The organism is Cellvibrio sp. OA-2007, from assembly GCF_000953825.1.
Classification (GTDB): domain Bacteria; phylum Pseudomonadota; class Gammaproteobacteria; order Pseudomonadales; family Cellvibrionaceae; genus Cellvibrio.
This window is the reverse complement of record NZ_BBUL01000096.1, coordinates 282,446-301,781: the sequence shown is the minus strand read 5'-3', so window position 1 is coordinate 301,781 and position 19,336 is coordinate 282,446. Positions and strand designations below refer to the sequence as shown.

19 protein-coding genes are annotated in these 19,336 nt (G+C 51.7%); 8 read left to right on the top strand and 11 right to left on the bottom strand.

The features are described 5' to 3' along the window. The first annotated feature begins 13 nt into the window (after positions 1–13). From AWU77_RS18135 to AWU77_RS18125, 3 genes are read left to right on the top strand one after another with little or no spacing between them, the layout of a single operon-like run. Positions 14–640: a nucleoside triphosphate pyrophosphatase gene (locus tag AWU77_RS18135; protein WP_304413309.1), complete on the top strand. Its 627-nt coding sequence runs from the start codon at positions 14–16 to the stop codon at positions 638–640. Further along, positions 637–2,106, top strand: a complete 1,470-nt coding sequence (rng, locus tag AWU77_RS18130) for a ribonuclease G (protein WP_062066737.1) — start codon at positions 637–639, stop codon at positions 2,104–2,106. The genes AWU77_RS18135 and rng overlap by 4 nt, the downstream gene beginning before the upstream one ends. A 52-nt stretch (positions 2,107–2,158) precedes the next feature. Next, positions 2,159–6,349 carry a YhdP family protein gene (locus tag AWU77_RS18125; RefSeq protein WP_084618539.1) on the top strand — a complete coding sequence of 1,397 codons (4,191 nt, stop codon included), beginning with the start codon at positions 2,159–2,161 and terminating at the stop codon, positions 6,347–6,349. A gap of 55 nt (positions 6,350–6,404) precedes the next feature. On the opposite strand, the gene yjgA is transcribed toward AWU77_RS18125, so the two are convergent. The 11 genes from yjgA to AWU77_RS18070 form a co-directional block, all read right to left on the bottom strand. Further along, complete coding sequence (yjgA, locus tag AWU77_RS18120) at positions 6,405–6,923, bottom strand: ribosome biogenesis factor YjgA (protein WP_062066734.1); 519 nt, start codon at positions 6,921–6,923, stop codon at positions 6,405–6,407. Between the two features lie 173 nt (positions 6,924–7,096). Next, positions 7,097–7,369 carry an HPr family phosphocarrier protein gene (locus AWU77_RS18115; RefSeq protein ID WP_062066731.1) on the bottom strand — a complete coding sequence of 91 codons (273 nt, stop codon included), beginning with the start codon at positions 7,367–7,369 and terminating at the stop codon, positions 7,097–7,099. Between the two features lie 3 nt (positions 7,370–7,372). Then, positions 7,373–8,242, bottom strand: coding sequence for an RNase adapter RapZ (gene rapZ, locus AWU77_RS18110; RefSeq protein ID WP_062066728.1), 870 nt, complete (start codon positions 8,240–8,242; stop codon positions 7,373–7,375). A gap of 13 nt (positions 8,243–8,255) precedes the next feature. Beyond that, positions 8,256–8,705 (bottom strand): PTS IIA-like nitrogen regulatory protein PtsN, encoded by a 450-nt coding sequence (gene ptsN, locus AWU77_RS18105; RefSeq protein ID WP_062066724.1) that lies wholly within the window; start codon positions 8,703–8,705, stop codon positions 8,256–8,258. A 99-nt stretch (positions 8,706–8,804) separates the two neighbouring features. Next, positions 8,805–9,095, bottom strand: coding sequence for a ribosome hibernation-promoting factor, HPF/YfiA family (hpf, locus tag AWU77_RS18100; protein ID WP_062066721.1), 291 nt, complete (start codon positions 9,093–9,095; stop codon positions 8,805–8,807). 106 nt (positions 9,096–9,201) lie between these two features. Further along, positions 9,202–10,806, bottom strand: coding sequence for an RNA polymerase factor sigma-54 (locus AWU77_RS18095; RefSeq protein ID WP_062066718.1), 1,605 nt, complete (start codon positions 10,804–10,806; stop codon positions 9,202–9,204). Between the two features lie 203 nt (positions 10,807–11,009). Continuing rightward, positions 11,010–11,735, bottom strand: a complete 726-nt coding sequence (gene lptB / locus AWU77_RS18090) for an LPS export ABC transporter ATP-binding protein (RefSeq protein WP_062066715.1) — start codon at positions 11,733–11,735, stop codon at positions 11,010–11,012. Between the two features lie 5 nt (positions 11,736–11,740). Next, positions 11,741–12,319 carry a lipopolysaccharide transport periplasmic protein LptA gene (gene lptA / locus AWU77_RS18085; RefSeq protein WP_084618538.1) on the bottom strand — a complete coding sequence of 193 codons (579 nt, stop codon included), beginning with the start codon at positions 12,317–12,319 and terminating at the stop codon, positions 11,741–11,743. Continuing rightward, entirely contained in the window at positions 12,306–12,917 is a 612-nt protein-coding gene (gene lptC / locus AWU77_RS18080) for an LPS export ABC transporter periplasmic protein LptC (RefSeq protein WP_062066712.1), read from the bottom strand. The genes lptA and lptC overlap by 14 nt, the downstream gene beginning before the upstream one ends. A 3-nt stretch (positions 12,918–12,920) precedes the next feature. Continuing rightward, complete coding sequence (locus AWU77_RS18075; protein WP_062066709.1) at positions 12,921–13,475, bottom strand: HAD family hydrolase; 555 nt, start codon at positions 13,473–13,475, stop codon at positions 12,921–12,923. 15 nt (positions 13,476–13,490) lie between these two features. Continuing rightward, a complete protein-coding gene (locus AWU77_RS18070; RefSeq protein ID WP_062066706.1) occupies positions 13,491–14,459 on the bottom strand; it encodes a KpsF/GutQ family sugar-phosphate isomerase in 969 nt (322 codons plus the stop codon). A 368-nt stretch (positions 14,460–14,827) separates the two neighbouring features. On the opposite strand from AWU77_RS18070, the gene AWU77_RS18065 reads away from it, so the two are divergent. From AWU77_RS18065 to hisD, 5 genes are all read left to right on the top strand, one after another. Next, entirely contained in the window at positions 14,828–15,445 is a 618-nt protein-coding gene (locus tag AWU77_RS18065; protein WP_238582521.1) for a phospholipid-binding protein MlaC, read from the top strand. Between the two features lie 212 nt (positions 15,446–15,657). Beyond that, positions 15,658–15,912 carry a BolA family protein gene (locus AWU77_RS18060; RefSeq protein WP_062066700.1) on the top strand — a complete coding sequence of 85 codons (255 nt, stop codon included), beginning with the start codon at positions 15,658–15,660 and terminating at the stop codon, positions 15,910–15,912. Positions 15,913–15,980: 68 nt separating this feature from the next. Then, entirely contained in the window at positions 15,981–17,246 is a 1,266-nt protein-coding gene (gene murA / locus AWU77_RS18055) for a UDP-N-acetylglucosamine 1-carboxyvinyltransferase (protein ID WP_062066697.1), read from the top strand. A 13-nt stretch (positions 17,247–17,259) separates the two neighbouring features. Continuing rightward, the gene (hisG, locus tag AWU77_RS18050) at positions 17,260–17,895 is read left to right on the top strand and encodes an ATP phosphoribosyltransferase (protein WP_062066693.1); all 636 of its coding nucleotides are present in this window, start codon (positions 17,260–17,262) and stop codon (positions 17,893–17,895) included. A 114-nt stretch (positions 17,896–18,009) separates the two neighbouring features. After that, positions 18,010–19,317 carry a histidinol dehydrogenase gene (gene hisD / locus AWU77_RS18045; protein WP_062066690.1) on the top strand — a complete coding sequence of 436 codons (1,308 nt, stop codon included), beginning with the start codon at positions 18,010–18,012 and terminating at the stop codon, positions 19,315–19,317. Positions 19,318–19,336: the final 19 nt, after the last annotated feature.

Sequence of the window (19,336 nt, the reverse complement as noted above, 5' to 3'; positions counted from 1 at the left end):
AGGAGTTTTCAGCGTGAGCGCAGTTGTTTCCGATGTTATTCCAGATTTGTATCTTGCATCCCAGTCGCCCCGTCGGCGTGAGCTACTGCGCCAGATTGGTGTGCACCATGCGGTCATATCCGCTTCGATTCCAGAGCAGCCTGCGGCGGGTGAAACCGCGTTGGATTATGTTCAGCGTCTCGCTCGTGAGAAAGCTGCTGCCGGTTTTGCTCAGTTAGTCCAACAACAATTGCCATTAGCGCCTGTGCTTGGGGCCGACACACTCGGTTTATTGGATGGCGCAATTCTTGAAAAACCGCGCGATCAAGCGCACGCCCAACAGATGTTGCGTCAGCTATCAGGTCGCACCCATCAGGTCATTACTGCCGTTGCGCTTCATTCGTCTACCCGGCAAGCGCTACGTGTGTCTATCACTGATGTGACGTTTCGCGAATTAAGCGATGCCGAAATTGCCGCTTACTGGGCAACTGGTGAGCCGCAGGATAAGGCGGGCGGTTATGCGATTCAGGGGTTGGGCGCAGTGTTTGTTAACGAAATCCGCGGCAGCTATTCCGCTGTTGTTGGCCTGCCGATCGAAGCGACCTGTGAGTTGCTGAAGGAGTTCGGTATTGCCTGGTGGACTGCCGGAGTAGAGCTATGAGTGAAGAGATTCTAATCAATGTCTCCCCGGTGGAGACTCGTGTCGCGCTGGTAGAAAACGGTGTAGTGCAGGAGTTTTACATCGAGCGCAGCCACGGCGAAAGTTATGTCGGCAATATCTATAAAGGCAAGGTGGTCAGAGTCTTGCCGGGTATGCAGGCAGCTTTTGTCGAGATAGGTTTGGAACGCACCGGTTTTATCCACGCTGCCGATATGATGCCCGAGCCGCCCGAGGGCGAGGTTCGCCGCAGCGAAGTGCCGGATATACGCACCCTGGTGCGCGAAGGGCAAACGCTGTTGGTGCAGGTGGCCAAAGACCCTATTAGCACCAAGGGCGCGCGTCTGACCACCCATCTCACCCTGTCCTCCCGCTATCTGGTGTACATGCCTAATTCAAGCCACATCGGGGTGTCTACTCGTATAGAGGATGAACCCGAGCGCGAGCGTTTGCGCCAAGCGGTGGAAACCGCAGTTGCAGAGCAGGGCATTAGTGGCGGTTTTATTGTGCGCACCGTGGCCGAAGGCGCCGATGCCGCAGCGATCAATGCGGACATCCCCTTTTTGCGCCAGCTGTGGGAGGATTTGACCGCAAAATTGCCTACTTTGGGGGTGCCTGCGGAACTTCATCGCGATATGCCGCTCTATCTGCGCGCCCTGCGCGATATGGCGCGTGCGCCGATTGACCGGGTGCGGGTGGATTCGCGGCTGACCTGGCAACAAATGCAGGAATTTGCCGCGCAATATGCACCGCAATTGGTGGAGTTGATTGAGTTGTACAGCGGTGATCGTCCGCTGCTGGAGCTCTACGGCGTGGAAGAGGAGATCCATCGCGCCCTGGAGCCGCGTGTGCCGCTCAAATCCAACGGTTATTTGATTATCGAACAGACCGAAGCCATGACCACGGTGGATGTAAACACTGGCGCTTTTGTCGGTCATCGCAATTTGGAAGAGACGATTTTCAAGACCAATCTGGAGGCGGCTTCTTCGATTGCCCGCCAGCTGCGGCTGCGCAATTTGGGTGGCATTATCATTCTCGATTTTATCGATATGAAAGACCCTGAGCATCAGAGGCAGGTATTGCGCACTCTGGAAAAGGCGCTGGAGAAAGATCACGCCAAAACCCGCATTACCGGCGTATCAGAATTGGGTTTGGTGGAGATGGCGCGCAAGCGCACCCGTGAATCCCTTGGTCAGTTACTCTGTGAACCATGCCCTGTGTGTCAGGGGCGCGGGCAGGTGAAGTCGGCGGAAACCGTGTGTTATGAGGTTTTCCGTGAAATTTTGCGCATGGCGCGCACCTATGACAACCAAAAGTTTTTGGTATTGGCATCGCAGTTGGTGGTTGACCGCCTGCTAGATGAAGAGGCCGCCTATGTGGCCGACCTGGAAGCTTTTATTAACCGAACCATCGAATTCAGGGTTGAGGCGCTCTTTCAGCAAGAGCAGTACGATATCGTATTGGTCTGATGTGCAATGCAACATTTACTCAGCAACCCCTAGCCCGGAATAGATCGCTGCAATGACTCGCGCTTTACGCAAATTGGTGAAATGGTCTTACTTTCTGGTTGCTCTCACCCTGATTTTATTGGCGGTGGTGGTGCAATCCGGGCGTAGCTTTTCCCATTTATTGGGCGATTACAATCACAACATTGCCGATTATTTCTCATCCAAGCTCAATGCCCAAGTGGCTATAGGGCAGATTCAAGCTGATTGGGATGGTTTAAAACCCAGCCTGCTGGTTCGTGATCTCAGTATCAAGAGTAAGGCTGATGAACCCATAGTTGCGCTAAAACAAGCGCGCCTGCGGCTTGATATGCTGGAGTCGCTCGTCAACTTGCGCCTGGTGTGGAGCAATCTATCGCTCAGCCAAGTGGATATGAGCTTTGCCCAGACCGCCGATGGTTTTTGGCAAATTCCCGGTCTGCCGAAGCGCACCGACGCCAATAAACCGGGTGTGCAGTTGGACGCGCTGCTCGATATGCTGCTGCTCTCCACCAAGATTGAATTTCAGCGCAGTCACCTCAGTTTTCAGTTTGCGTCGGGCAAACAAATGCAGTTGGCTTCACCTTATTTACTGCTGGAAAATGCCGGTGATTTCCATCGCCTTGCTCTGCAAATCGATGTGGATGAGCAGCCGCGCAGTGTGTATCTGATCATGGAAGGACAGGGTGATCCACGGGATCAGGCCAGCTTTCGCAGCAAAGGCTATCTGCAGCTGAATCGTTTTCCCACCAGTGAGCCTATCGCTGCAACCAGTGCGTTTCTGCTCAATGGGGTGAGTAAAGCCAGCGTGCAGAGCGAGGGAATGATCGACGCCAATATCTGGTTTGAAAGTCGCGTTGGTCAACAAGGTTACGATTTGGTTGGACGCTTGGGGCTGCAGCGTTTATCGCTTCCGCTGGGGGAGCGCCGTCTGTCGCTGGATAATTTTGCCACTGAGTTGACCGGTTATTGGCTGCCTAGCGGTGAATGGCGTTTAGGGCTGCAGCAAATTAATGCCGCCATGAATGAGCAAAAAATTACCGATGTAAATATTGCGGCAGCGTCTACCGGGTTTAAAAAGCCCTTGCAAATCAGTATGGATAAGCTGGATCTCGCGCGTTTGAGCAATATGCTCAATAGCGCAGGAGTGCTGGGTGATGGCAAATTGCAGGAGGTGTTAACAACGCTCAACCTGCGTGGACAAGTTCGTAACTTGCAACTGACCTTGCCATTGCAGGCACCGAAAGACTGGCTGTTGCGCGCCAATCTCAATCAGGTGGCTGCCGATGCATGGCATGGCGTGCCTGCTCTTACCGGTGTGGATGCATATCTCCAAGCGGGTCAAAAAGGCGGTTTTGTCGATATAGATACGCAACAGTTCACCATGCACTACTCCCCCACCTATTCGGCGCCGATGGCGTACGACCGCGCTAAAGGGCAGGTCGCGTGGCATTTGCAGCCGGAAAATAACCAGATTTATGTCAATAGCGGCCAGTTGGAGTTCCAGCAAGGGGATGAAGTGGCGCGCGGTTATATGTGGCTATCGCTGCCATGGCAGCGCAACACGGGTGATATTGACCTCTATTTACAGATTGGTGCTCGCCAGCTCAATGCCGGCCTCTATCAAAAGTACACGCCTGCCGTGGTGCCCCAATCACTGCTGGCGTGGCTGGAGCAGAGCATAGGCGCAAAAAATTCGGGCATTGCGACACAAGCCGGTTTTGTCTATCGCGGCACGCTTAATACCCCAAATCCAATGGCGCGCACTTTCCAGCTGTATCTGGACATAGAACAGGCCGAGCTTAACTATCACCCAGGCTGGCCAGCCTTAAGTCACTTGGACGGCCGCTTGTTGGTAAGCGATCTGCAGGTTTCTGCCAGTGTGACGGGCGCTAAACTTTACACCAGCCAAGTGAATTGGGCTGAAGTGCGGGTGAATCCGCGCGCGCAGGGAGCAGGTTCGCTGTTGCAGGTGGATGGTGATATCAGTGGCGCTGCCAGCGACGGTATTCGCGTATTGCGTGAAGGTATGTTGCGCCAGTACTTGGGCGGCAGTATGGACTCCTGGTTTATGCTGGGTGAAATGAAGGCGCGACTGGATCTGGATATTCCCATCGGGACTGGCGAGGAAAAGCCGGAAGGTGCGCATCAACAGGTAGATGTTGAGTTGAATGTACCTCGGTTTGAATTGCAAAACCTGAATTTGGCAGTGAATGACTTAACCGGTCACATCAGTTACAACAGCGATACGGGAGTCAGCAGCGACACGCTTCACGGGCAGTTTTTTGATCAGCCAATAGCGGCCAAACTGAGTACGGTTAAGCTCGATAGCTACAGTAAAACACTGATTGAACTGGATGGTGTGGTCGACGCACAACAAATTGCCTACTGGAGCAAACGACCTGAGGCGCTGTTCCTCAATGGCAACTTGCCCTATCGCGCGCGGGTAGAATTACATCACCGCCCGGCGCGCCTGAAAAACCTGGTTGAGTTGAGCCCGGAAGAAACACCGGATGCTGTGCAGTCCGCCGAGGCATTCACAGAGCAAGCGTTTGCCGAAGTGACCATTACCAGCAATCTGGAAAATGTCAGCGTCAACTTGCCCGCACCTTATGGCAAACCCGCCAAGGGGGAGCGGCCATTTGAATTCAAACTCTGGCTGCAAGAGAATCAAGCGCAAATAGATGTGCGCTATAACAATGACATCCAGGCCTTGTTGCGCACGGATCGAGCGCGCAACAACAATTTACTCAACGCTAATATCGCCCTTGCCAGTGACGCAAAACTGAGCGAGCAACCGCAATTTTTAGTTTCCGGATTTTTGCCCGGCATTGATCTAGACGCTTGGAAAGAAGTACGCGCGCGCTATAAAACCTATACCGAGCGGCTCACTCCCGCCATTGCTCAGGCCTTGTCATCGTCGCAATCTGCTGCCATTTATGAGCCAGAACAAGATGCACCTGCAGGGCTTGTCGCCGGATTGCCCTTTCGCGCGGAGTTAATGTTGGGGCAGTATGAACTCGGCTCCACGCTGCTTGAAAATCTGAATGTGGTTGCCGTGCCAGTGCCGCTTGGCTGGCAACTGGAGGTCGAGAATTCGGTGGTTGCAGGCAAGTTGTTAGTGCCGGACAGTCCGTTTATCCCATTGCAAGTTGATTTGACTCGCTTATCGCTCACCCAGAGCATGTTGGGGCAGGCAGATCAGATCGCGGCAGTGGATGGTGCCAGCGAAGCAGCTGGAGAAACCAGTGCTGCACCAGCCAGACCGGTGGAGATTATTGATCCACGTAAATTACCCTTGGCGAATATCAGTATTGCATCCTTGTTGATGGACGATAACAACTATGGCAATTGGTCGCTGCAACTGCGCCCAAATGAGCAAGGGGTGGTGATCGATAATATTCGCGGCAGCATTAGAGGTGTTACGGTCAGCGCCGTCGATGAGGCACAGGAAGGTGCCCGTCTGATTTGGCAAAACACGCCAACCGGAGTACAGACGCGTTTTATCGGCAACTTGAGTGCGGCTGACTTGGGTGGCGTGTTGCGCGCGTGGGGTAAGCCAGACACTATAGAAAGCGAAACTGCACACTTTAGTGCCGATCTGTTTTGGGCAGGCTCACCGCAAGACTTTAATCTGGTAAATCTGAATGGCGAGATGAGTATCGCAATTGAAACCGGGCGTTTTAAACGTGAAGCCAATGCGGGCGATGGCATTCTGCGCCTGATGTCGATTCTTAACTTCGATACGCTGGCGCGCCGGTTGCGTTTTGACTTTTCGGATCTCTACAAAAGTGGCCTCGCCTATGACGCGATCGATGGAAAGGTACGTTTCAATCAGGGCACTATGGTATTTGAAGAACCCTTAATCGTTCGCACGCCCTCCAGTGGTATGCAAATGGCGGGCAGTATTGATCTGCGCAATGAAACCCTCAATACCCGTTTGGTTGCCACCTTGCCCGTAGCTGGGAACGTAACTTTCTATGCTGCGCTTGCAACCGGGTTGCCCGCCGCTGCCGGTGTTTACTTGATAAGCAAACTATTCAAAAAACAGGTAGATCAGGCGACTAGTGTCAGTTACACGATTAAAGGCAGTTGGGACGAGCCGAAAATGCGTTTTAACCGCTTGTTTGAAAGTGAAAAAAGTTTGCGTGATAGCGTAAATGAAAAACAAGAGGAGGCCTTGCCACCCGACAAGCCTTCAGCAAATAGCACTCGCAAGAAACAATAAGGGCGCCTCCTGGGCGCCCTTATTGTTTGTGTGTGGTTCGCAGCGGAATATATGACTAATCCTGTGCGTCCAATTGCTCGCGAATAAACCCGAACAGTTTGCGCGCATTCGCCGGCGGCTTGTTTTCTTCGCGCTCTTTTTGCGCGCTGCGGATTAACTGGCGCAAGTGTTGTACATCAATGCCTGGGCAAGAGGTGACCAGGGTTTGGAATATTTGTTTGTCACCTTCGATCAGCAAATCGCGGTAGCGCTCTACTTGATGCTGGCGGTGTACATACTGGTCGCTGCGATTTTGCAACTTATCGACAGCGGCTTTAATTTCTTCGTGATTACCTTCGCGCATCAAGCGGCCAATATATTGAATCTGGCGGCGACGCGCCTCTTTAGGCGGCATTTTGCGCACGATGTAGATGGCGTCCAGCATTTCCTCGCTCAGTGGGATCTGTGCGAGTTGCTTTTCGTTCATGGTGATAAAACTTTCACCCAGTGCCTGCAGCGCATGCATATCGCGTTTAACCTGCGATTTACTGAGGATGTAGTCATCGGGATTGATGTCGTCGTAGTTGTAAACCATAAGAATAACTGTACTTGGTGCGCAAAGCGCAAATGAATATAGGGGTAAACCGGCAAAAGCGTGTAATACAAGGCGCCGGAAAAGGTCGCGCAGCTTAGTGCAGAAAAGCAACAACAACAACCGCTTTTGCCAGAATGTCTGTTGGAGAATAGCTGACTATAACGATAGTTGGTCTATTCGCCTTCTTCAAAGCGGTCGGCAATCAACGTGCGGATCGCGCATAGTGCGGCTTCGGCATCCTCGCCTTCCACGCTGACTTGCAAAGCGGTTCCCTGACTTGCAGCCAATAACATCAATGACATCACGCTCTTGGCATCGGCCCAGTGGCCTTCGCCGACACGCGCTTGCACCTTGGCCTGATACTGGTTGGCAAGGGTAGCAAGTTTAGCTGCAGCGCGTGCATGCAGGCCGCGTTTATTGATGATGTCGAGTGTTTCGATGTGCATGGTTTAGGGTTTTTTGTGTTTGTTAATGTCGCGATGACGAACTTGCACATCGCTAAAACTGTTGTCGAAATGTTTTTGTAGCCGCTCGGATAAATACACTGAGCGGTGTTGGCCGCCGGTACAGCCTATCGCAATGGTAATGTAGCTGCGGTTATTGGCCTGATAGCGCGGCAGCCAGCGTGTTAAGTAGTGTTCAATGTCCTCGTACATTTCTTTGACGGTGACCTGCTCTTCAAGAAAGTCGATTACATCCTGATCTCTGCCGGTCTGTGGCCGCAGTGCAGGTTTCCAATGCGGATTGGGCAGGCAGCGCGCATCGAATACCAAATCGGCATTGACCGGCACTCCGTGTTTGAAGCCAAAGGATTCAAACAGAATCGCCATAGTTGATTCACTGCGTCCCACCACACGCTCTTTCACCAAATCGCGCAGTTCGTGCAAATTCAGATGGCTGGTGTCGATGACTTGATCGGCGCAGTCGCGAATCGGTTCAAGCAACTGCTGCTCGGCGCGGATCGCTTCTTCCAAGCTGGTGTGTTTATCAGACAGCGGATGTTTGCGCCGGGTTTCACTAAAACGTTGGATTAGTACTGGTTGCTGTGAATCCAGAAACAGGGTTTGGAAGGGTAGGTGGGCTTCCTTAAGGGTGCTGATCATTTGCGGAAAGATAGCCAGATCCTGCCAGGCATTGCGCACATCTATGCCAATCGCAAACCGGTGCTGGTCGTCTTTGTGGATCTGGATCTGGGCAACCAGTGCGGGCAACAGGCTCACCGGCAGATTGTCGATACAGTTAAAACCCACGTCTTCCAAAACGTGAAGCGCTGTACTTTTACCCGACCCTGACAGGCCGCTGACGATCACCAGATGCATAACAAAGCCCTGCTTAAGTGATTAGCGCTGCTTGATAAAGCGCTTCGTTGCTCTTGGCCGCCCGCAAACGCTGGCGGTATTCAGCGTTATTTAATGCACCAGCAAGCGCGGCGAGGGTTTGTAAGTGTTCGCTGTGGGCATCTTCCGGCACCAGCATGGCGAATAAAATATCGACTGGCTGCGAGTCTATGGCATCGAAGTCGATTGGCGCAGCCAGAGTGATCAGCGCACCTACGGTGCCGCTGCAATGCTCAACCCGGCAGTGGGGAATCGCAATGCCGTGGCCTATGCCGGTAGATCCCAGACGCTCGCGGCCAATCAGGCGGCGAAATAATTCATCGGCATCGATATCGGGAATATCTTGTGCAATGGTGTTGGCGAGCAACTCCAGTGCACGTTTTTTACTGCCACCTTCAACGCCACAAAGTGTGCGGCCGGGGCTAATCAGGGATTGAATTTGCATAACAAGGTGATGCTGTGCATCTCTCAACAAGTGATGCCGACATCGCATACTAGCAATGACGGCATAGGTTCAAATTAACGATGGCTGGCTGCCATGCACTCAGCGATGACTGCGCATTTTCTCTTTGTGTTTAATCAATTGACGATCAAGCTTGTCGGATAGTGCATCAATAGCGGTATACAAATCTTCATGGGTGGCATCGGCAAATAAATCTTTACCGCTTACATGAATAGTGGCTTCTGCTTTTTGAATCAGTTTATCTACCGAGAGGATGACATTAACACTGGTGATGCGGTCGTTGTGCAGGCTCAGTCGCTCCAATTTACTGGAGACATACTCTCTCATTGAATCAGTTACTTCTACGTGGTGACCGCTGATATTTAATTGCATAAGTACTTCCTCTCGCTGGAAACAAAACGGCTGTTACTAGAGCAGCCTCACAATACAACCTACATTAGACTCACACTGTTAATCTAGCTATTTTGAGCATTAATTGCTAAATCGTTTTGCGCTCATTCGATGGCGGAATGTTGAGCGACTCACGATATTTTGCAATCGTACGTCGCGCCACTTGAATGCCTTGCTCGCCGAGCAGGTCGGTAATTTTACTGTCGCTCAATGGTTTTTTCGGATTCTCTGCGCTGACCAATTTTTTGATGATGGCGCGAATCGCAGTCGATGAACACTCTCCGCCGCTGTCGGTGCTGACGTGACTGGAGAAAAAATATTTCAATTCAAAAATACCCTGCGGTGTGTGCATGTATTTTTGCGTAGTGACTCGCGAAATAGTCGATTCGTGCATCTCCACAATTTCGGCTATATCGTGCAACACCAATGGCTTCATTGCCTCGGGGCCGTAATCTAAAAAGCCGCGCTGTTTTTCTACGATACAGCTCGCCACTTTCAGCAGGGTTTCATTGCGGCTCTGCAAACTTTTTAAGAACCAGCGCGCTTCTTGCAGATTATCTTTTAAAAATGTGTTGTCGGTGCTGGAGTCGGCGCGTTTCACCATGGAGGCGTAATCGGAGTTGATGCGCAAGCGCGGTGCTATGTCCGGGTTGAGTTCAACGATCCAGCGACCATCGCGTTTGTCGACAAATACATCGGGAACAACGTATTCGGTATCGCCATTGGCAATCATATCGCCCGGCCGCGGATTTAAACTTTGAATTAAGGCTACCGCTTGGCTTAACTCTGCTTCTTTTAATTTGGTACGGCGCATCAGCTGGCGATAATCGCGGCTGCCGAGCACTGGCAAGTATTGTTTGGTAATTAACTTTGCTGCTTCCAAAAACGGCGTTTTGGGGTCAAATTGTTGCAACTGTACCAGCAGGCATTCAGATAGATTTTGGCTGCACACGCCGCAGGGATCAAACTGCTGTAAACGGTGTTGAACGGCTTGGACTTCATCGAGTTCCAGCTCTTCAAAATCGCCGCGCATACCTTCAAAAATTTCTTCGATACTGATGGACAGCATGCCGCTGGGCTCCACTGCATCGATAATTGCCATGGCCAGTACACGGTCGCGGTCCGACATAGGCGTCAGATTCAATTGCCACATCAGGTGGTCGTAGAGCGAATCGGTCACTGCGCGGCGGCTCTCGAAATCACCGTCTTCGTTGTCGTAATTGCTGGAGCTGCCGCTAGAGGAGGATTGGTACACATCATCCCAACTGGTATCTACTGGCAAATCGCTGGGAATGGAGTCGCTCCAATCGCCGCTGTCTGCGCTAAAGCTGTCGCCTTCGCCATAGACATCGCTATCGCCATCGTTGGTGCTACTGGTCTCGCTGTAATTGTCGCCAGTAGAGGAGAAGTTTTCGCTTGCGGTAAAGTCGCTGCCGTGATCAGCGCCCGCTTCTGCGGCGATTTCCAACTGGCGGGTGTAGTCTGCTTTGTCCTGCTCGCTACCTTCATACTCATTGGTTGCGTTTGGCGAATCGAAGGCTTCTTCCATTTCCAGCATTGGGTTGGATTCGAGCGCTTCCTGGATTTCTTGTTGCAGATCTAAGGTCGATAGTTGCAAAAGGCGAATAGCCTGTTGCAATTGTGGGGTCATGGTCAGCTGTTGACCGAGTTTGAGCTGGAGAGATTGCTTCATTATGTGAACGACAAACCCTTATAACGCGGATGGAAAACATCGGATAAGTGGAGTTTAGTCAGGGTTTGGCGCGCAAGCAATACAGTTAAGCAAGCTTTGTGCCTAATGGATAAAGATTGTTACTTGTCAAGTTTTTTGTGTGTTGCTTATGGTGGTGCCAAGAGGGCGGCTGGTAACACTCTTGGTGCCGGCGGTTCACACGCTTACAAGCGGAAATTTTCGCCCAGATAGACTTCACGCACTTTGCTGTTGCTGAGTACTGTGTCGGCATCACCTTCGGCAATAATGTGGCCTTCGCTGACAATATAAGCGGTCTCGCAGATATCCAGCGTCTCGCGCACGTTGTGGTCGGTAATTAACACGCCGATGCCGCGATCTTTAAGGTGGCGCACAATTTCTTTGATGTCGTTGACAGAGATGGGGTCAACACCGGCAAAGGGTTCATCGAGCAGAATGAATTTAGGGTCGGTGGCCAGCGCGCGGGCGATTTCTACCCGGCGGCGTTCACCGCCCGAAAGTGCCATGCCCAAGCTGTCGCGGATGTGGGTGATATGGAACTCGCTCAGCAGCGATTCGAGCTTTGCCTGACGTTGAAAGCTATCTAAATCCTTGCGTGTCTCCAGAATCGCCATGATGTTATCGGCAACGCTCAGCTTGCGGAAAATCGATGCCTCCTGCGGCAAATAGCCAATACCTGCGCGCGCGCGCCCGTGAATTGGGAGCTGGGTAAGATCGCGGTCGTCAATCAACACTGTGCCGTTATCAGCAGCTACCAGCCCGGCAATCATATAAAAACAGGTGGTTTTACCCGCGCCATTGGGGCCGAGTAAACCAACAATGCGGCCGCTTTCAACGGTGATGGATACGTCGATAACGACTTTGCGTTTTTTGTAGCTTTTAGCCAGATGGCGTGCGTGCAGAGTAGGCATAGGTATTATTGCGCAGCGTTGGATGATGAGGTGGGAGCACTTGGGTCGGTGTTGTTCGTCTTTGGCGGAATCACAATTTCGATTCGCTGGCCGGTGCCGGATGCGCTGGTATTGCCAGCTGCTTTCATCACTTCTTTCACTAAGTCGTAATCAATATGGGGGCCGCTCATCACTGCACCGTTTTGCTCAACTGATGCATCTTCAATTAATACCAGATGCTCGTTGCTGGGGGTGTAAGTAATTTGTTTGGCTGCGGCGGTGACGACACCTTGATCTTTTTCGGGCTGCTGCTGGAAGCGCGCCGGGTTGCCGGAGGCGATCATTTTTTCCACGCTGCTGTCAGGGTTGGTGTGAATCACAATCGACTCCGCAGTAATCACTAGCGAGCCCTGTTGAATTTTTACCGAACCCGTATAGGTCGCCACCCCATTTTTTTGATCGACAGTAAGGTTGTCCGCTGAGCCGCGAATGGTTTCATGTTTGTCGCTGGGTAGAGCCAGGCTGGTGGTGCTATAGCTGGCGATAAATGCAGCGATTGCCACTGCAATTGGGGATAAAACAAAACGAAATTTAGCGGGGATCATAAACAGCCTTAACCTGGGACTTTAACTGAAGCCGACTCTGCGCCAGGTCGGCATCCATACCAATCGCATCTATCTGACCTTTAGCGCTGCGCATCTTAACAGCTTTGTCGGTTTCCGCGAATTGTTCACTGGCGCGCACGCGCAGCTCGCTAGTGGTGATTTGAATCAATCCCTGTGTCGGCGTCTGCTGTTGAATTAATACATTATCAAGCAGGCGAATAAGTTGGGCGTTGGCTTCGCTGCGACCAGTTTCAGCGGTGACTAACCAGGGCGCTGCGGATTCGGCATCGTAAAAAGCCATATCCGGATGCTGGATCAGCGTGTAATCGCGATCTGACGGGCCATCGGGATTTAATTGGTAGTGGGTGATTTGTGGTGTCGATAACTGATAATGCAGGCGGCCTTGTGAATCAAATTCGCGGGTTTTTACCTCTTGCATATAAAATTGTGGAAAACCACTGGGGTCATATTCGTGGTTTGCCAATTCAGCTTTTTGGCGCAATGAGAAAGCAAAAAAACAGATCACCAGTGCAAAGGCGATTAGCCAAGGCGCCGGAATATATTCGTGGATTTTGTAGATCCGTTGCAAAAAAGCCATCACCTAAACTTCACTGTTAGAGGCTAAAAAGGGTGCTAATGCCGCATCAAATGTACCCTGTGCCTGCATGATTAAATCGCACGCGGCGCGCACTGCGCCTTCGCCACCGCGCTCGGTGCTTTGCCAATGAGCGCGGCTAACAACACTTGGATGAGCATTGGCAACAGTCAAGGCGAGGCCGACGCGGGTCATCACGGTTAAGTCGGGCCAGTCATCGCCCATAAAGGCGATGTCATTCAAATCAAACGGGTGTTCCTGCAGTATCTCTTGCAGTGCATCCCACTTATCTTCGCGCCCTTGCACCAGAATGTTGATGCCTAAATTGCTCGCGCGGCGGGCGACCAGATTGCTGGTGCGACCGGTGATAATGCCTACTTTTACTCCGCTTTTTTGCAGGATTTTCAGCCCCTGACCATCCAGCGTGCTGAAGGATTTAAGTTCTTCACCGTTGTTGCCAAAAAAGAGTCGGCCATCGGTCAGTACACCGTCTACATCTAACAACAGCAATTTAATGCGCGCGGCGCGCTTGCGCAATTCAGGGCTCAATTCATGGTTCATGCAGTGCTTCCGTGGTTAGATAATGCCTGCGCGCAGCAGGTCATTGATTTTTACGACACCAACAAGTTTTTTTTGTTCGTTAGTGACCAGTAATACGTTAATTCTTGCCTGTTCCATTAGCGCCAGTGCCTCTGCCGCCAAGGTGTTTTCGCGCAGCATTTTGGGTGTGGTGTTCATTAGTTCACCCACGGTGGCAATGCGGATATCGACACCTTTATCGATACTGCGGCGCAAGTCGCCATCGGTGAAAATCCCGAGCAATTCATCGCCTTCCATTACCGTTGTCATGCCAAAACCTTTGTCTGACATTACCATCAGCGCATCGAGCATGGGGGTGCTGGCGCTGACGCGTGGAATGTCATCGCCGCTGTGCATCACATCGGCGATACGCAACAGGAGTTTGCGCCCGAGTGCGCCGCCGGGGTGAGAAAAGGCGAAATCTTCGGCGGTAAAACCGCGTGCTTCCAGCAGTGCAATGGCCAGTGCATCGCCCATGACCAGGGTGGCGGTGGTGCTGGAGGTGGGCGCAAGATCCAATGGGCAGGCCTCAAAGGCGACGCTGATATCCAAATTCACTTCGGCGACTTCGGCGAGTGTGGATTGGCTATTGGCGGTCATGCTGATGATCTTGATGCCGGCGCGTTTGAACAGTGGCAGCAGGGTAACTATTTCGCTTGAGGTGCCCGAGTAGGAGATGGCGAGCACTATGTCGTTTTGGGTGATCATGCCCAAGTCGCCATGGCTAGCTTCGCCCGGGTGAACAAAAAATGCCGGAGTGCCGGTGCTGGCGAGAGTAGCGGCGATTTTTTTGCCTATATGGCCGGATTTGCCCATGCCTGTGACAATCACGCGGCCGCTGCAATTGAGGATAAGTTCGCAGGCGGCGGTGAATTGGCCGTCTATACGTTCAGCTAACGCAGTCACCGCTTCCGCTTCGAGGCGGATGGTGCGCAGCGCAGAGCCAACATAATCGAAAGCGGTCATAGTATTGCGTTCCAAAGTGGTGGAGCCGGGATTTTAACGCCATCAGTCATAGCGCTGGTCATCTCCGGTTAATCATGGTCGGGCATTATAGCTTTCAGGGTTTGCATGGCGAGGGAAGTTTGCGTCTTTTTTCTGGCAAGTTTCTTATACCGGCAAAACGGGGGTGTTATAGTGCGCGCCGCAAGCCTGATCGCAGCGCCTTCGGTTTAATAAGCCGCCACATCCAATAAGTAACGCATAAAGAATGGCACCATAAGGAAGTCGCGCTGTCTGAGTTTTGGTTTTGCTGGCTGTTTTCAGCCAGCAAGCCCGGGCATAAGGCCATCTCTGACTTAATGACCACACATCAATTAATGGAAGGTTTTACGATGAAATATTTACTCACCAAAGTCTCTGGTGTTGTTTTTGGTTTAACGATGCTGTTTAGCTTGTCTGCTATGGCGCAAGCGCCTGCGGCAACGCAATCCCCCAAAGTGATTGTAGAGTCTGTTGCGCAACAATTGTTTGACTTGGTCAAGGCTAAAAATGCGGCTAAAACTGCCGATGATGTCTATTTCAAACAAGTAGAAGGTGCGCTTAATGATGTAGTGAATTTCCCCTTTATCGCCGCCTCGGTGATGGGTAAAGCCTACAAACAAGCGTCGCCTGCCCAGCGCCAAGAATTCCAGAAAGTATTTAAAGATGGCATGGTAAAGTCGCTCGCCAAAGGCGTGTTGGGTTATGCCGATAGCAAGGTGACTATTGCGGGTGTGAACGAGGTGAACCCGGCTCGGCATGTGGTGAAACAAGAAGTGGCAATTGAAGGTGCTACGCACAAGTTGGATTACACCATGCGCAAAGAAAAATCGGGCGAATGGAAACTGATTAACGTGGTGCTCAATGGCGTGAATCTGGGGCAATCGTTCAGTGGTCAGTTCAAGGCCAGCCTGAAGAAATACAACGGCGATATCGACAAGGTAATCGCCAACTGGCTTGCAGATGCCTAAAACGATCTAAGATCGGTTAGTTTGCAAAACCCCGGCCCAGCGCCGGGGTTTTGCGTTTTGGGGGGTGGCGTTTAGCGATTGTGTATTGCATCGGGGTTGTGGGTGCGATATGGGCGACATTCCGGTAAACTGCGCGCCTTATTTACTTATCGCTATATTATGTCCCGCTTTCCGCGCGGGCATAGCTGGCCTGACTCCCTATCGAGAAATCTATGCAATCTGAACAAATCAAAGCGCTGATTGAAAGCCAAATTCCCGAGTGCGATGTGAAATCTGTCGAAGTGATGGGCGATCACATTGGTCTGGTTGTGGTCAGCCCGGCATTTGCCGGTTTGACTCCCGTGAAAAAACAGCAGTTGGTGCTGTCTACCCTGAGCGCGCAATTTGCCGACCGCAGTATTCACGCGGTGGATTACATCAAGTCGTTTACGCCAGAGCAGTGGCAGCAAGCGCAACAGCAACAGTAATTCTTCTATCGCCAGTGCTTCTGTAAGGGGTGCTGGCATCTATTTTTCTTTTTGCTTTCAGGGTTGTGATGGATAAGTTTTTGATTGCGAGCGGCGGCCCGCTCACCGGTGAATTACGTATTTCCGGCTCTAAAAATGCGGGCTTGCCCTTGTTGGCGGCGACGATTTTGGCCGATAGCGAAGTGCGTTTAAGCAATGTTCCCCATTTAAAAGATATGACCACCATGGTGCAGTTGTTGCGCACCTTGGGCTTGACCATTGAGATTCAGGGCGAGCATGTGGTGGTAGTTGATCCAAACACCATCAGCTCTTATACCGCGTCCTACGAGCTGGTTAAAACCATGCGTGCATCGATTCTGGTGCTCGGCCCCTTGCTGGCACGTTACGGCGAAGCGAATGTATCCTTCCCCGGCGGTTGTGCAATCGGTTCGCGCCCGGTGGATATTCATTTGCGCGGCCTGGAAGCTATGGGTGCAACCATTGAAATCGACGGTGGTTATATTCGCGCGCGCTCCAATGGCCGTTTGAAAGGCTGTCACTTTTTGATGGATATGGTCACCGTCGGCGGCACTGAAAACTTGCTGATGGCGGCGGTCTTGGCCGAAGGCAAAACCGTACTGGAAAACGCCGCGCGCGAGCCGGAGATTGTTGACCTCGCCAATATGCTGGTTGCTATGGGCGCAAAAATTGAAGGCATAGGTACTTCCAGCCTGACGATTTATGGTGTCGATAAGCTCAATGGTTGCGAATACAGTGTGATGCCGGATCGCATCGAAACCGGCACCTACTTGGTGGCCGCGGCAGCCACACGCGGCAAGATCAAATTAACTAATACTCGCGCCGACATTCTCGAAGCAGTGTTGTTGAAGCTGCAAGAAGCAGGCGCGGATATTACCACCGGCGAAGATTGGATCGCACTGGATATGCACGGCAAACGCCCCAAAGCGGTGAGCCTGCGCACTGCGCCTTACCCGGCATTCCCAACCGATATGCAATCGCAATTTATGGCGATGAATGCAGTCGCCGAAGGCGTTAGCCATATTACCGAAACCATTTTTGAAAACCGTTTGGTGCAGGTTGCGGAATTGAACCGCATGGGCGCGCACATCGAATTGGAGCACAACACCGCCATTGTCACCGGGGTTGAGCGTTTGAAAGCCGCGCCGGTAATGGCATCGGATTTGCGCGCTTCAGCGAGTTTAGTGATCGCCGGTTTGGTGGCCGATGGCGAAACCCTAATCGACCGCATCTACCATATCGATCGCGGTTATGAAGCAATCGAACAAAAATTCCAAAGCCTGGGTGCCAGTGTGCGCCGTGTAAAAGGCGCGTAAGAAGGTAAATTCCATGAGTCACACGCTAACCATCGCACTCACCAAAGGGCGCATTCTGGAAGAGACTTTGCCATTGCTGGCGGCGGCCGGAATTGCGCCGCTGGAAGATATGGAAAAAAGCCGCAAGCTGGTATTTGATACCACCCAAGCCCATGTGCGTTTGTTGTTATTGCGCGGCGCCGATGTTCCCACTTACGTGCAGTTTGGCGCAGCGGACATGGGCATTTCCGGCAAAGATACGCTGATGGAAAACGGCGCGGAAGGTTTATATGAGCCGCTCGATTTAAATATCGCCCGCTGCCGTTTAATGACCGCCGGTGTCAAAGGTGAATCATTGCCGTCAGGTCGCATTCGTGTGGCGACCAAGTATGTGAATATCGCTAAACAATATTACGCATCACAAGGGCGCCAGACCGACATCATCAAACTCTACGGTGCGATGGAGCTTGCGCCCATCATGAATTTGGCTGATGAAATTGTGGATATTGTTGATACCGGCAATACCCTGCGCGCTAATGGTTTGGAAGAACGCGATTTTATCGCCGACATCAGTTCGCGTTTGATCGTGAATAAAGCCTCGATGAAAATGAAGCACGTGCAAATTCAAACCATTATCGACCATATCGCCAAGGCAGTTGCGGCGGAGTAATTCTTTATAGCGTCGCTTGCAAATGACCATTGATACAGACAATGTGCACTTGCAATCGGCAGCCTGCATGATCAACACCACGTCTTAATTTGTTTTTCGTTAAAAGAGAATTCCATGTCTGAATCAATCATCACCCGTTTGGATGCCAGCCAAAGCGATTTTAATCAGCAGTTGGATCAATTGCTTGCATGGGAATCGGTCAGCGATACCCGTGTTGCCGCCGTGGTTGATGATATTTTGCATCAAGTAAAAACACGCGGTGATGCAGCGGTAGTGGAATTCACTAATAAATTTGATCGCCGTTCTGCCAGCACAATTCATGACTTTGTAGTGACGCCAGCGGAATTGCAGCACGCGTTAACGCAAATCAGTGCCGAACAGCGCACCGCGTTGGAAATTGCGGCGGAGCGCATTCGCACTTATCACCAACATCAATTGCAAAGCTCATGGCGCTACACCGAAGCCGACGGCACTGTGCTCGGCCAACAAATTTCGGCAATGGAGCGCGTGGGTTTGTACGTACCAGGTGGTAAAGCGTCATATCCATCATCGGTATTGATGAATGCAATTCCGGCAAAAGTGGCCGGTGTTGATCAGCTGACAATGGTAGTGCCTGCACCGGATGGTGAAATCAGCCCGATGGTATTAGCTGCAGCGGCTATCGCCGGTGTGGATCGGGTGATTACTATTGGTGGTGCGCAGGCCGTTGCTGCACTTGCTTACGGTACTGAAACCATTACCAAGGTCGATAAAATTGTTGGACCCGGCAATATTTATGTGGCGACTGCCAAACGTGCGGTGTTTGGTCAGGTGGCGATTGATATGATCGCGGGGCCATCGGAAATTTTAGTGATTTGCGACGGTTTAACCGATCCGGATTGGATCGCCATGGATTTGTTTAGCCAAGCGGAACATGACGAGCAAGCCCAATCGATTTTATTGTGCCCCGATGCCGATTATTTAAATAAAGTGGAAGAGTCTATTGAGCGTTTGTTGCCGACACTTGCGCGTGAAGCTATCGCCAGTGTGTCGTTAAAAAATCGCGGAGCCTTAATTAAGGTGGCCGATATGGAGCAGGCAATTGCATTGAGCAACCGTATCGCTCCTGAGCATTTGGAATTATCGGTTGCCGACCCTGAAGCCTGGTTGCCAAAAGTGCGTCACGCCGGTGCCATTTTTATGGGGCGTTTTACACCTGAAGCATTAGGGGATTACTGCGCTGGCCCTAACCACGTATTGCCAACCTCGGGTACTGCGCGTTTTTCATCGCCGCTCGGGGTGTATGATTTCCAAAAACGCAGTTCGATCATTATGTGCTCGGCGGCAGGTGCGTCGACCTTATCAAAAACTGCTTCGGTATTGGCGCGTAGTGAATATCTTGAGGCCCATGCACGCTCGGCGGAATATCGCATTATCGATTAGCTTTTTCTGCCAAGAAAAT

Bases quoted from the DNA above. Each gene is read 5' to 3' on its own strand.
- rng (WP_062066737.1), top strand. From the start codon at position 637: ATGAGTGAAGAGATTCTAATCAATGTCTCCCCGGTGGAGACTCGTGTC.
- lptA (WP_084618538.1), bottom strand. From the start codon at position 12,319: ATGATCCCCGCTAAATTTCGTTTTGTTTTATCCCCAATTGCAGTGGCA.
- AWU77_RS18075 (WP_062066709.1), bottom strand. From the start codon at position 13,475: ATGAACCATGAATTGAGCCCTGAATTGCGCAAGCGCGCCGCGCGCATT.
- AWU77_RS18070 (WP_062066706.1), bottom strand. From the start codon at position 14,459: ATGACCGCTTTCGATTATGTTGGCTCTGCGCTGCGCACCATCCGCCTC.
- AWU77_RS18115 (WP_062066731.1), bottom strand. From the start codon at position 7,369: ATGCACATCGAAACACTCGACATCATCAATAAACGCGGCCTGCATGCA.
- AWU77_RS18125 (WP_084618539.1), top strand. From the start codon at position 2,159: ATGACTCGCGCTTTACGCAAATTGGTGAAATGGTCTTACTTTCTGGTT.
- murA (WP_062066697.1), top strand. From the start codon at position 15,981: ATGGATAAGTTTTTGATTGCGAGCGGCGGCCCGCTCACCGGTGAATTA.
- AWU77_RS18060 (WP_062066700.1), top strand. From the start codon at position 15,658: ATGCAATCTGAACAAATCAAAGCGCTGATTGAAAGCCAAATTCCCGAG.
- hpf (WP_062066721.1), bottom strand. From the start codon at position 9,095: ATGCAATTAAATATCAGCGGTCACCACGTAGAAGTAACTGATTCAATG.
- hisD (WP_062066690.1), top strand. From the start codon at position 18,010: ATGTCTGAATCAATCATCACCCGTTTGGATGCCAGCCAAAGCGATTTT.
- rapZ (WP_062066728.1), bottom strand. From the start codon at position 8,242: ATGCATCTGGTGATCGTCAGCGGCCTGTCAGGGTCGGGTAAAAGTACA.
- lptC (WP_062066712.1), bottom strand. From the start codon at position 12,917: ATGGCTTTTTTGCAACGGATCTACAAAATCCACGAATATATTCCGGCG.
- lptB (WP_062066715.1), bottom strand. From the start codon at position 11,735: ATGCCTACTCTGCACGCACGCCATCTGGCTAAAAGCTACAAAAAACGC.
- hisG (WP_062066693.1), top strand. From the start codon at position 17,260: ATGAGTCACACGCTAACCATCGCACTCACCAAAGGGCGCATTCTGGAA.
- yjgA (WP_062066734.1), bottom strand. From the start codon at position 6,923: ATGGTTTACAACTACGACGACATCAATCCCGATGACTACATCCTCAGT.
- AWU77_RS18095 (WP_062066718.1), bottom strand. From the start codon at position 10,806: ATGAAGCAATCTCTCCAGCTCAAACTCGGTCAACAGCTGACCATGACC.
- AWU77_RS18065 (WP_238582521.1), top strand. From the start codon at position 14,828: ATGAAATATTTACTCACCAAAGTCTCTGGTGTTGTTTTTGGTTTAACG.
- ptsN (WP_062066724.1), bottom strand. From the start codon at position 8,705: ATGCAAATTCAATCCCTGATTAGCCCCGGCCGCACACTTTGTGGCGTT.